The sequence below is a fragment of the Vannielia litorea genome (assembly GCF_019801175.1).
GTDB classification, from domain to species: domain Bacteria; phylum Pseudomonadota; class Alphaproteobacteria; order Rhodobacterales; family Rhodobacteraceae; genus Vannielia; species Vannielia litorea_B.
Window position 1 is genome coordinate 1,679,664 of sequence record NZ_JAHVJR010000001.1, and the last position, 12,122, is coordinate 1,691,785.

Here is a 12,122-nt window from a genome sequence, read left to right on the forward strand (position 1 = left end):
CCGAAGGGTCACGAAATAAGGGGGTTACGACCCGCTCGCGATCAGCGGGGTGATCCGGCGCACAGCAGCACGGCGGTTGGCGCGTTCGTCATCCAGCGTCTTCACCTTGAGGTCGCTTTCACCATAGCCTTGCACCACGAGGTTCTCCGGCGGCACGTCGAAGTACTCGGTCAGTGCCAACGCCACGCTCTCGGCGCGGCGGTCGGACAGAGCAAGGTTGAAGGCCGCATTGCCCACCGCATCGGTGTGCCCTTCTACGAGGAACACCTCACCGGGGTTCTCTTCCACGTAGGCGGCGATGAGGTTACCGAGCTCGCTCAGCTCCTCCGCCTCCTGCGGGTCGATCACGGCAGACCCGGTGCGGAAGTTGATCGCATCGAGGTCAATCGCCGGGGCCAGCTTACGGACCCGCTCGATGTTACGCACCTGGTAGAGCGCAAAGCGGCGGTCGGCAGCGCTCTTGGTCGAAAGCACGGCCCGCAGGGTCTCTGCATCGGTGCCCGCGTCCACTTCGGCTTCGGCTACCGGATCAGGCAGCGCGGCCACGTCGACGGGTTCGACATCGGCGGTATCGTCGATCAAGACAGTGCGGTTGCCCTCGGCATCCACACGGATACGGCGCAGAACGCGCAACTCGGGGTCACGAATGGTGATGATCTGCACGCCGTTCTCACGCGTCACAATCGTGCGGGTCGAGCCGTCCTGGAAGGTCTCGCGGCGCACCGTGGAGCCCGGGCGTTCGATCAGCTCGTTATCGTCGCGGATCACACGGTAGCGGCCATCTTCCAGCACAACCACACGGTCGTCGGACTTGGTCACGACCTGCGCATCGCCATTGCCTTCAAGAGCTTTACCGACAACAACGGCTCCCAGCCCCACGAGAAGAGCCTTCTCGAGGTCGCTCAGCCCGCCATCATCGTCATTGCTGGCGCTGGCAGAAGCGGAGGTATCGGCCTTCGTGCCCGTCACTTTGTCGAGGAACTCTTCCGAGCTGGAGCGTGCGCTCTCTTCGGTCACCGTGGTCTCTTCCACATCGGCAGCTTCGGCGGTCTCATCCGTCGCGGCAGAGGCTTCAGGCGCCTCGGTCTCAGCCGCTGCCGCTTGCTCTTCAGGGTCGGCTTCTTCGGCGGATTGGGCTTCAATCGCCTTCGCGATCTCGGCCACAACATCCGGCACAGCCGGGTTGGCTTCAGCATCGGCCTCGGCTTCTGCCTCCGCTTCGGCAGTCATCTCTGCCTCCGGCGCAGTCTCGGCTTCGGCTTCTGCGGCGGCTTCCTCTGCCTCTTCGGGCGTGGCAACATCATTGCCCGTCACCTCGTTGAGGGATTCCTGAAGCGCGCTGCCGCTGTCGTCGCCTTCTGCGGTAGCCTCTGCTTCTACCTCAGCTTCGGCTTCAACCTCAGCCTCTGCTTCGACCTCTGCGGTCACTTCGGCTTCCGGCTCGAATTCGGCCTCAGCGGTCGCTTCAGTTTCCGGCTCGACTTCGGCTTCGGCGGTCGCTTCAGCTTCAGCCTCCACTTCCGGCTCAGCCTCAGCCGTCACCTCAGCTTCGACCTCGGCCTCCGGCTCGGCAGCCACTTCGGCTTCGGCGGGCTCTTCGGCGGTATCATCACCGGTCACGGCATCAAGCGCCTTCTCAAGCACGCCTTTCTCTTCGGTTTCCACCTCTGCCGCAGCAGCAGCCTCGCCGCCCAGTTCTTCGGCGGTCGGCGCGGCCTCTACGGCCATGACTACCTCGGCTTCCGTCACGCCCATCTCTTCCAGCTCGGCAACGGTCATGCAGAGCTCAGGGGCGGCAGGGTCGAAATTGCTCACGATTACGGCATCGCTCGATGCGCCACCGTCGAGCGCTGCCTGCTGCTCGTCGGTGAGGGTCAGGCCAAGCTCGTCGGCCACCTCGGCAGAGATGCCGATGGTGCCTGCCTCGCAGCGGTCAACAACCTGCTGCGCCGGCGCAACGGCCGGAATAGAAAGGGAAATTGCGGCGACGAGGGCCGTTGTGTTGCGGAACTTCGCATACATGTCGACTGCTCCTCCAATGGGGTTATCGTTGGGGCCACAACGCGGCCCCTGCCCCAAGGGTTCCGCCTAGCCGTGCTGCAGCATCTGCATCAGCCGCGCTTTTTCACCGCCGCCATCCTCGCGCGAAAGCGCCTTTGCCAGCGCCTCCAACGAGGCGATGTTGTGGCCTGCACGAAAGCTGCTGACATGCGGCAGCATCGCCGCGATCCCCGCAGCTTTCGGGGCAAAGCCATCCCAGCGCAGCAGGGGGTTCACCCAGATGAGCCGCCGGGCCGAAAGGCCAAGCCTTTCCATCTCGCGGGCCAGATCCTCCGGCGCGCCCCGGTCCAGCCCGTCAGTGATCAGCAGCACCACCGCACCCCGGCTCAGCACCCGGCGCGACCAGTCTCGGTTGAACTCATGCAGGCAAGCGCCAATCCGGGTGCCGCCCTCCCAATCCTGCGCCTCAGCCCCCGCAGCGGCGAGGGCAGCATCCACATCGCGCGTCGCCAGATGCCGGGTGATGTTGGTGAGCCGAGTGCCAAAGGTGAACCCATGCACCCGCGCCCACCCCGCACCCTTGGCGTTGGCTGCAGCGTGAAGAAAATGCAAAACGAGCCGGCTGTATTGGCTCATGGAACCTGAGATATCGCAAAGCGCCACGAGATCCGGCCAGCGCTGCACCCGGTTCTTCGTGGCAAACTCATGCACCTCGCCGCCCCGCCGGAGCGCGGCGCGCATGGTCGCCCGCCAGTCCGCCACACGCCCCTGCGCATCCGCCCGCGTACGGCGGCTCACCAGCGGGCGCACGGGCAGCTCGATCCGGGCAATCACCCGCTTGGCCTCGGCCACCTCCGCCGTGCTCATCTGTTCGAAGTCCAGCGTCTTCAGCCGCTCCTCGCCAGAAGCCGTGGCCGAGGCATCAATCTCGATCTTCTGCTCTTCGTCGCTCTCGGGGATCTCGGGCGCCTCGCGCTCCACCCCGTCCAGCAGCGCCTCTGCCGCGCGCTTCTCGGCCGCCTGCGCCGCCTTCTCCTCCTGCACCCCGCGCACCGAGGGGAGCATCAGGCTCATCATGTGCTCCATGTAACGCGGATCGCGCCAGTAGAGCCGGAAGATCTGCGCAAAAACCGCGCGCTGCTCAGGCCGGCTGACAAAGCAGGCCTGAAGCGCGTGGTAAAAATCCGCACGGCTGGTGAACCCCGCCGCCTCGACGGCCCGCACCGCATCGATCACCCGGCCGGGGCCAATCGGCAACCCGGCCTTACGAAGCGCCCGCGCAAACCAGGTGATATTCTCCACCAGGCGCGGGTGCTCGGGGATTTCAAGCGGCGCGAGCCCTTCCACCGCTTACCAGCTCAGTGCCTGGGCATAATCCATCCAGACATAGTAGTTCACACGCATCAGCGAGCGGTTGTTCTCGGGGATCGCCTCAATCCGGGGCTGGCGCAGGTATTCCTCCTTCACCCGCACCGGGTCATTGCCGTATCCGGCCACGCCCAGCGCCAGAAAGCGCCGCCAGCGCGGCTCCAGCCCAAGGTCCACCGTGCGCGGCTCCTCGACGCCGATCACCAGCAGCACGCCGGTAATGGCCCCCGGCACAAGGCACTGGTCGCGGGATTCGGTCGGCGGATTGCGCAGCGTCTCCAGCACCCGGTCGCGGTGATACTCATACCACTGCTGCCGCGCCTGATGCATGACGGCCCGGTTGACCTGCCCCTGCATGAAGCTGGCAAACATGTCGACAGCCCCGCCGACCCCCTTGCCCAGCGCGTCGTTCTCCAAACCCATCTCACAATCCTTTCAATGACTTCCCTGCCTCGATACAGGCGGCAGATGACAAAGAAGTTTCACACTGCTCAGGCAGGGGCAAGCTCTGCCCGCACCTCGTCGAGGATACGCGAGGCCTCGCCGCCCTGAAGGCGGGCGATATCGTCCTGATACTTCAGGATGGCGCCGATGGTGTCGGCAATGGTCTCGGGGCTGATCGTCAAAACATCCAGTGCCAGCAGGCACTTCGCCCAGTCGATTGTCTCGGCCACACCCGGCTTCTTGAACAGGTCTTCCGTCCGAAGCTTCTGCACGAAGGCCACGATCTCACGGCTCAAGGCCTCCGCCGCCTCCGGCGCTCTCGCATGCAGGATTTCCAACTCGCGGTCAAAGCTGGGGTAATCGACCCAGTGGTACAGGCACCTGCGCTTCAGCGCGTCATGCACCTCCCGCGTCCGGTTGGAGGTCAGGATCACGATGGGCGGCTCCGGCGCGGCAATGGTGCCCAGCTCGGGGATCGTCACCTGAAAATCGCTGAGCGCCTCCAGCAGGAACGCCTCGAATGGTTCGTCGGTCCGGTCCAGCTCGTCGATCAGCAGCACCGGCGCCCCGCCCGGCTGGGGGCGCATCGCCTCTAGCAGGGGCCGCGCGATCAGGTAATCCTCGGTGAAGAGCTCGCTCTTCAGAGCATCCCGATCCGCCCCGCCACTGGCCTCCGCCGTGCGGATGGCGATCATCTGCTCCGCGAAGTTCCACTCGTAAACTGCGCTCGAGGCATCCAGCCCCTCGTAGCATTGCAGCCGGATCAAACGGCGGCCCAGCGCGGCGGCAATCGCCTTGGCGATCTCGGTCTTGCCAACGCCCGCCTCGCCTTCAAGGAACAGCGGCCGCCCAAGTTTGAGGCTCAAAAACACCACCGTCGCCAGCGCCCGCCCGCAGACATAATCCTGCGCCGCCAGTGCCTGCTGCACCTCGTCGATCGAATTGAGTGATGTCATCCGGCCCGGTCCTCCTCTGCGGGCCCATGCTGCATGGCCCATGCCCAGTTGCAAGGGCGACCAAAGCACCACGGTGTCGCGGCCTGGCCCGGTTCCCGCAACAAAAAGGGCGCGCCCGGCAGAGCGCGCCCCTTGTTCTCAACGGCCTGACGGCTCAGTGCGCCACGGCACTCCCGCCTTCGCCACCCTTGGCGGCGGCAGCTGCGGCGGCGGCGGCCTCTTCGGCGGCCTCATCCCACTCAATCGCTTCCGGCTCACGCACCAGCGCATGCTTCAGCACGTCGCGCACGTGGGTCACGGGGATGATCTCCAGCCCCTCCTTCACGTTGTCGGGGATGTCGCGCAGGTCCTTCTCGTTCTCTTCCGGAATCAGCACCGTCTTGATGCCGCCCCGGAGCGCCGCAAGGAGCTTCTCCTTCAACCCGCCGATGGCGGTGGCGTTGCCCCGCAGGGTGACCTCGCCGGTCATGGCGATGTCCCTACGCACCGGGATCTGGGTCAGCACCGAGACGATGGCGGTCACCATCGCGAGGCCCGCGCTCGGTCCGTCCTTCGGGGTCGCCCCATCCGGAACGTGCACGTGAATGTCCCACCGCTCGAACTGCGGCGGCTTCACCCCGATCTGCGGGCTGATCGAGCGCACGTAGCTCGATGCGGCTTCGATGCTCTCCTTCATCACGTCGCCCAGCTTACCGGTGGTCTTCATCCGGCCCTTGCCGGGCAGTTTGAGGGCTTCGATCGAGAGCAGGTCACCCCCAACAGAGGTCCAGGCAAGGCCCGTCACCACGCCGATCTGGTCTTCCATCTCGGCCAGACCATACCGGTGCCGCTTGACGCCGAGATAATCCTCGAGATCCTCGATGCCGATCTCCACCTTCTCGTCCTTCTTCCGGACGATCCGGGTCACGGCCTTGCGCGCCAGCTTGGCCAGCTCGCGCTCGAGGTTCCGCACGCCCGCCTCGCGGGTGTAGCGGCGGATGATCTCGGTCAGCGCCTCATCATCGAGCGAGAACTCGGCCTTCTTCAGCCCGTGGTTCTTCTTCTGCTTCTCGATCAGGTGCTGCTTGGCGATCTCGCGCTTCTCGTCTTCGGTGTAGCCGGCAAGGCTGATGATCTCCATCCGGTCCAGCAGCGGCCCCGGCATGTTGTAGGAGTTCGCCGTGGTCAGGAACATCACGTTGCTGAGGTCGTATTCCACCTCAAGATAGTGGTCCACGAAGGTGCCATTCTGCTCCGGGTCGAGCACTTCGAGCATGGCCGACGCCGGATCACCGCGGAAGTCCTGCCCCATCTTGTCGATCTCGTCGAGAAGGATGAGCGGGTTGGTGGTCTTTGCCTTCTTCAGCGCCTGAATGATCTTGCCGGGCATCGAGCCAATGTAGGTCCGGCGGTGGCCGCGGATCTCGCTCTCGTCGCGCACGCCACCGAGGCTGATGCGGATGAACTCACGCCCCGTGGCCTTCGCCACAGACTTGCCGAGCGACGTTTTACCCACGCCAGGAGGGCCGACGAGGCAGAGGATCGGCCCCTTCAGCTTCTTCGAACGCTGCTGAACGGCGAGGTATTCGACGATCCGCTCCTTTACCTTCTCCAGCCCGTAGTGATCCTCGTCGAGGATCTTCTCGGCGCGGCCAAGGTCTTTCTTCACGCGGCTCTTCACACCCCACGGAATGCTCAGCATCCAGTCGAGGTAGTTGCGCACCACGGTCGCCTCGGCGCTCATCGGGCTCATGTTCTTGAGCTTCTTGATCTCGGCGTCGGCCTTTTCGCGGGCTTCCTTGCTCAGCTTGGTCTCGGCGACCTTCGCCTCCAGCTCGACCACCTCGTTCTGGCCTTCCTCGCCGTCGCCCAGCTCCTTCTGAATGGCCTTCATCTGCTCATTCAGATAGTACTCGCGCTGGGTGCGCTCCATCTGGCTCTTCACCCGGGTCTTGATCTTCTTCTCGACCTGCAGAACGCTCATCTCGCCCTGCATCAGGCCATAGACCTTCTCCAGACGCTCGGCCACGTTGAGGGTCTCCAGCAGCTCCTGCTTCTGGTCCACCTCCACACCAAGATGGCCGCTCACGAGGTCGGCCAGCTTGTCAGCCGCCTCGGCCTCGGCCACGGCGGCCAGTGCCTCCTCGGGGATGTTCTTCTTCACCTTCGCATAGCGCTCGAACTCCTCGGCCACGGAGCCGGTGAGCGCGCGCACGGTCTCTTCATCGCCCGGCATCTCGGTGAGCAGGGCAGCGGAGGCCTCGAAGTATTCGTCGTTTTCCAGATATTCCTCGATCCGCACCCGCTTGCGGCCCTCGACCAGCACCTTCACGGTGCCATCGGGCAGCTTCAGCAGTTGCAGAACGTTCGCCAGCACCCCGGCCTTGTAGATGCCATCGGTGGTAGGTTCGTCCACGCTGGGGTCGATCTGGGAGGCCAGCAGGATCTGCTTGTCATCCCCCATCACCTCTTCCAGCGCCCGCACGGACTTCTCCCGGCCCACGAAGAGCGGGACGATCATGTGCGGAAACACCACGATGTCGCGCAGCGGCAGCACAGGGTAGGATTGGCTCAATTGCTCGTGCATGTCAGTTCCTTGTTATTGGCAAGGAGGCACCGGCCCCAGCCCGTTTCCAGGCGTATCGCGGCAGCCACGGCCCCCTCCGGTATGCTTCATCAATTGGGGCCTTCTGCCCGCAATTCAAGCGCACCCGTTCCAGCCCCTCCATCCTGCCTCCCGCGGCCAGCAGGCACAAGCGCGGATCGTCCCGTATTTTACCCGTAAAATCGGTCCGAATTGCCTGTTTTCAGCACATATTTCGCCCAATCCATTGGAATGACCGGATTTGTCATTGATCGAGGGGGCGGGCCTTCACATAGTGTGCCTATATTGATCAAAAATTTGTTCGAGCCTTTGCCATGATGAACATGCCCGCGGCCCGCGTGACCGACATCCATTCCTGCGCGATGTGCCCTTCCGGCCCCATTCTTCCCCCTGCCGGGCTCACAGTTCTGGTCGGCAACCTGCCCCAGGCCCGCATGACCGACATCTGCGTGTGCATCCCCCCGCCCCCCTTTGGCCCCGGCGATGTGATCCTGACCGGCTCGCCCACCGTGCTGGTGCAGGGCCTGCCCGCCTCTCGCATGACCGACCTCACCGTGAAGGGCGGAGTCATCACCACCGGCCTGCCCACCGTGCTCATCGGCATGGTCGGCATCTCCATCCCCGACCTCGCCGCCGGCTTCGGTGCCTTCATGCTCCAGCTGGTCATCGACTTCGCCCACACGGTGTGGGACGGCGTGACCCAAGGCTTCGACGCGGGCCTGATCAACAACGACTGGTGCAAGTTCCTCGCTATCAAATGGACACCGGGCGCCAAGAGCGAAGGCTGGCTGGGCTCCTTCACCGGCAAGGTCGAGTTCCGCCTCTTCGAGCTGAACGGCGTCGGCACAGTCAACCTGCCTGTCGTCGGCCAAGTCGGCGGCGCCGGGCAGCTGCAGTACTGGGCGGTCGATCTCGGCCTCTCCGGCGGGCTCGTCCACGGCGCCGATGCCCACGGCCAGGCCAAGTTCGTCGGTCTGGGCGGCAAGGGCTCGGTCTTTGCCGGAGATCCCAACAACCCCTACCTCGAAATTGGCGCAGGCGGCGCGATTGCCCAAGCAGAGGCTGCAGGCGACGTCGCGGTTGGCGAAGGCGGCGATGTCACCGGTCTGCAACTGCGCGGCAAAGCCTCTGCCGAGGGCGCGGCCGCAGAGGTCTTCGGCGAGTTGAACTCCCCGCCCGATCAGTACGGCAACACAACCAGCCTGCGCGGCAAGGCGGGCGGCGGTGCCTTCTCTGGCGGCGGCGAACTCGGCGGCTGGGGCGTGCAAGACAAGACCACCGGGCGCAACCACATGGGCGGTGTCGGCGAGGTCCACGCCGGCGCGGGGGTCGAAGGCGGGCTCGATTTCAGCTACGGGCCGCCCTACACCAGCCGCGAAGGCCGCAAACTCTGATCGGAACCGCCCCCGTGTCGCAAGCCCCCTCCCCCAAGCTCCTCGAGGCCCCGACCTTCTCGGCCGAGCAGCTCTCGGACACGCTCGGCGCAGCCCGCAGCCACTCCAACGCCGGGCCGCTCTTCGATTTCACGCTCAAGCTGCCCCGTGGTTGGTGGGTGTCATTCTATCCCGATGCCGTGCCGCAGGCCGGGACGCAGCCCGAGTTGCTGTTCCACGCGAGCCCCGAGCACACCCGCGATGTCGAGATCCGCATATGGGCCACGGTGCTGACGCGTGAGATCAACCCGGTTGACTGGCTCGACCAATGGCTCGACTTCACCGAACACGGCATCATCGACGCCAAGAACTTCGATACCGACTATGGCGTGCTCGCCGATGTGCTCACCCACCGGCTCGACAAATCCGTACCCGGCACCCGCCGCTCGCTGACCATCAAGGACGGCAACCGCCTCTTCCTGATCGAGGCCAAGGCCCGGCGCGACGATGAAAACCTCATCACGCTGATGCAAAACGCCTTCCTCGTCGCCGCCTCCAGCTTCGAACTGGCCCACCCCACCCGCGACCGCTTCGCCGAACCCTTCGACGATGTCACCACCGAAGGCGCCCTGCCGCTCACCCTGCTCGCCCCCGAAAGCTGGCAGATGACCGCGCAGCAAAAGGCCCCGCCCGACGGTGCCGCAATCACGTGGGACAACAACGGCTTCGGCACCCTCATGCTCTCCACAATGCCGGGCTGCGACAACTCCGAAATGCTCGAGGAGGTGCTGCTCGGCACGCTGGAGGCCAACGGAGTCAAGATCCCCGAGCCGGATGAAAGCACCCTACTCGTGCCCAGCGCCTTCATGAACATCCTCGCCCGGTCTGACCGCGCCCTGCGCGGCGGCGAGGTCGAGATGATCGTGATGACAGCCCGCGCCGAAACGCCCGAGGTCTCCGCCTGCCTCGCGCTCCTCAGCCCCTCCGAGCAGAGCAACCGCGACGCGATGGCCGTCAACCGCCGCGCCTTTCAGGTCATGCTGCAGAGCCTGCGCCCCGCCGGGTAAGCCTCCGCCCCATTCCGACCTATTCCTGCCGTCCAATGCCCCGTGCGCGATGCGATTGTTTCCGCCTACGCGCCTTTTCACCACCAAATCCCACAGCTCCCGCCGTGTCTTCGCCGCAATTCCCGGCGAGTCTCGGGGCAACGAAATACGTGCGGGTTATATCAATGCTCTCTGTCCTCTCGGCCCAACGCCGCCGGATCGCCTATTTTGCAGCCACGATGGCCATCGGCCTGCTGCTGATCGGCCTGCTCCCCGGGTTGCGCTGGTACACCAAGGCCATCTCCTTCCTCTTCGCCCCCTTCGTCATGGCGGGCATCGCCGCCGCCGTGCTGGCCTACGTCCCCGCGAAGCGCGGCTGGCTCGAATGCATCGGCACCGGCGTGCTGCTGGGCGGTGTCCTCGGCGCCCTCACCCGGTATGACGGGCTGATCGGCCTGCCGCTCGCCATCCTCATCTCCGCCGGTCTGGTCATGGCCCTGCACGAAGCCTGGGCCGACAAGATCCCCCTCAAGCTCAACTTCGCTACCGCCGCCTCCGGCCATGTCCGCGCCGACGGGGCCGAGATCTGGTCTGCCCTCGTGCCCGGCGCTGGGGACCGGCTGGTGTCGGAGCGTCTGATCGACCTCGAGGCCTGCCCCGACGACCCGGAGCGCAACACCTTCTACTGCGCCCTCATGGCCTGCGGCGAGCTGGCCGAAGAGGCCACGCTGACCCTGCTGGAGCGCGACAGTTCCGGCGTGGCCCGCATTCACATCGAGGGCGAGGATGCGGCGCACGTCATGTCCTCTGGCATCCTGACCGTGAAGATCACCGAGATGGACCCCGACAGCACCCATGTCGACCTGCATGAAACCCGCGAGGGCATGCTGGCCGGCGAGGTAATCGAACGCTGGTTCGATGATGTTCTGGGCGGAGAGTTGCGTCACCTTCAGGCGCACTTCCTCACCCTCAACCCGCCCGAACCGGCCGAGCGCGATGCCGAAGCGGCCGCCGCCCTCCCCGCCCCGGGGCAGCAGGCCGCCAGCCTTGAAGAGCTTCAGCCCGATGCCCGCGGCACAGCCGCCTCGGGGGCCGCCGCCAAGTTGCGCGGCACTCCGCGCAACATGAAGAACCTCGCCAAACTGCCCGAAGATCACCTCACACTGGAGGCGGTGAGAAAGGCGGTCGGCGAGTGAACGAGGCTGCCCCCGTCGCCGCCCCGGCGTCGGCCGGGCACCCTCATGGCCTGCCCACCCGGCTTGCCGCACGTCTGATCCGCCTGCGCCACAGCCGGGGCCGCCTGTTCTACGCGATCTTCCTCGCCCTGCTCACCGGGCTGGTGCTGAGCGACCCCTTCCATGTGCTGCTCGGCATACTCTCTTTCGTGGCCGATGGCTTCTCGGCCCGGTCGTCGCTGGTTCAACCCGCCCTCGTCTGGCTCATCTTCACCCTGATCGCCAGCCTCGCCTATGCCGCCATCTGGGCGGTGACGATGCTTTTCGTCCTGCCGTTCCGCGCTCTGCCCGAGTGGATCGCCACACTCGTCTTCATCGGCGCGGTGCTCAAAACCCACGCGCCCGGCATTATGGAGGCCATGCCAAACTGGGCCTTCTACCTTCTGATGGGCAGTTGGGCGCTGAACTTCACACTGATAAAGTCCGGCCTCGCCTTCCGCCCTTTGCCCGCGCTGACCCGACACCACCGCGCCCGGTTCTCACTGCCGCTCCCACCCGATGAGGCCTACCGCCACCTGCGCGCGCACCCGGGTCGTCCGCATTGGGACAAGGGCTGGGCCGAGATCGCCGAGATAACCCCCGGCGATGACAGCCTGCTGAAGGTCGAAGTGCGCCGCCGCAAGGCCAGCTACCCGCTCTGGCTACGCTACACCGCCGAAATCCCCGGCAGGCAGTTCACTGTAATGTCCGCGCTCACCCGCGCAGATCTGGACAGCGCGGATAGTACGCATGGCGAAACCGTCACGCTCACGCCCAAGGGCCAGACCAGCACGCTGGTCGAGGTCCACACCCGCGAGCCGCACACGCTTTCCACCCTCTGCGCCGACCCGATGGAAGACCGCAGCACCGACTATTGGGCCCACGCAGCCGCGCAAATCTCTGGCCAGCCCGATGGCACCTTCACCGCCGCCTGTTTCCGCCCGGCCAAAGCCTGAAACAACGCGCCGGAGAAGCCGCCTAAAATACCCGCTCCGCGCCGGCCCCGGCCTTGCGGCAAGCCACAGATTTGTCTAATATTATTCAAAATAGAGTGACTCTCTCGGTGGGGCAGGCAGGCAGTGGAATACGGTATCAGCACTATTCTTGTGCTCACCCTTCTGGGGCTCGTCTTCTCC

General features: G+C 65.3%; 9 protein-coding genes. 4 read left to right on the top strand and 5 right to left on the bottom strand.

Features of this window, described 5'->3' with window-relative positions; all coding sequences use genetic code 11:
• Window positions 1–24 precede the first annotated feature (24 nt).
• From KUV38_RS08390 to lon, 5 genes are all read right to left on the bottom strand, one after another.
• A complete protein-coding gene (locus KUV38_RS08390; protein ID WP_222469604.1) occupies window positions 25–2,022 on the bottom strand; it encodes an OmpA family protein in 1,998 nt (665 codons plus the stop codon).
• A gap of 66 nt (window positions 2,023–2,088) precedes the next feature.
• A complete protein-coding gene (locus KUV38_RS08395) occupies window positions 2,089–3,348 on the bottom strand; it encodes a vWA domain-containing protein (RefSeq protein WP_222469605.1) in 1,260 nt (419 codons plus the stop codon).
• A gap of 3 nt (window positions 3,349–3,351) precedes the next feature.
• Window positions 3,352–3,792 (bottom strand): hypothetical protein, encoded by a 441-nt coding sequence (locus KUV38_RS08400; RefSeq protein WP_222469606.1) that lies wholly within the window; start codon window positions 3,790–3,792, stop codon window positions 3,352–3,354.
• Between the two features lie 68 nt (window positions 3,793–3,860).
• The gene (locus KUV38_RS08405) at window positions 3,861–4,769 is read right to left on the bottom strand and encodes an AAA family ATPase (protein ID WP_222469607.1); all 909 of its coding nucleotides are present in this window, start codon (window positions 4,767–4,769) and stop codon (window positions 3,861–3,863) included.
• A 154-nt stretch (window positions 4,770–4,923) separates the two neighbouring features.
• Window positions 4,924–7,335, bottom strand: a complete 2,412-nt coding sequence (lon, locus tag KUV38_RS08410; protein ID WP_222469608.1) for an endopeptidase La — start codon at window positions 7,333–7,335, stop codon at window positions 4,924–4,926.
• A 332-nt stretch (window positions 7,336–7,667) separates the two neighbouring features.
• Here lon and KUV38_RS08415 point away from each other — a divergent pair, with 332 nt between their 5' ends.
• From KUV38_RS08415 to KUV38_RS08430, 4 genes are all read left to right on the top strand, one after another.
• Window positions 7,668–8,747 (top strand): PAAR domain-containing protein, encoded by a 1,080-nt coding sequence (locus KUV38_RS08415; protein WP_261385185.1) that lies wholly within the window; start codon window positions 7,668–7,670, stop codon window positions 8,745–8,747.
• Between the two features lie 14 nt (window positions 8,748–8,761).
• Window positions 8,762–9,793: a hypothetical protein gene (locus KUV38_RS08420; RefSeq protein ID WP_222469609.1), complete on the top strand. Its 1,032-nt coding sequence runs from the start codon at window positions 8,762–8,764 to the stop codon at window positions 9,791–9,793.
• Between the two features lie 164 nt (window positions 9,794–9,957).
• The gene (locus tag KUV38_RS08425; protein WP_222469610.1) at window positions 9,958–10,968 is read left to right on the top strand and encodes a hypothetical protein; all 1,011 of its coding nucleotides are present in this window, start codon (window positions 9,958–9,960) and stop codon (window positions 10,966–10,968) included.
• Complete coding sequence (locus KUV38_RS08430; protein ID WP_222469611.1) at window positions 10,965–11,942, top strand: hypothetical protein; 978 nt, start codon at window positions 10,965–10,967, stop codon at window positions 11,940–11,942. The genes KUV38_RS08425 and KUV38_RS08430 overlap by 4 nt, the downstream gene beginning before the upstream one ends.
• Window positions 11,943–12,122: the final 180 nt, after the last annotated feature.

What these genes read in the sequence shown, in the direction of transcription:
- KUV38_RS08390 (WP_222469604.1), bottom strand. Translation starts at nt 2,022, where the DNA reads ATGTATGCGAAGTTCCGCAACACAACGGCCCTCGTCGCCGCAATTTCC.
- KUV38_RS08400 (WP_222469606.1), bottom strand. Translation starts at nt 3,792, where the DNA reads ATGGGTTTGGAGAACGACGCGCTGGGCAAGGGGGTCGGCGGGGCTGTC.
- KUV38_RS08405 (WP_222469607.1), bottom strand. Translation starts at nt 4,769, where the DNA reads ATGACATCACTCAATTCGATCGACGAGGTGCAGCAGGCACTGGCGGCG.
- lon (WP_222469608.1), bottom strand. Translation starts at nt 7,335, where the DNA reads ATGCACGAGCAATTGAGCCAATCCTACCCTGTGCTGCCGCTGCGCGAC.
- KUV38_RS08415 (WP_261385185.1), top strand. Translation starts at nt 7,668, where the DNA reads ATGATGAACATGCCCGCGGCCCGCGTGACCGACATCCATTCCTGCGCG.
- KUV38_RS08425 (WP_222469610.1), top strand. Translation starts at nt 9,958, where the DNA reads ATGCTCTCTGTCCTCTCGGCCCAACGCCGCCGGATCGCCTATTTTGCA.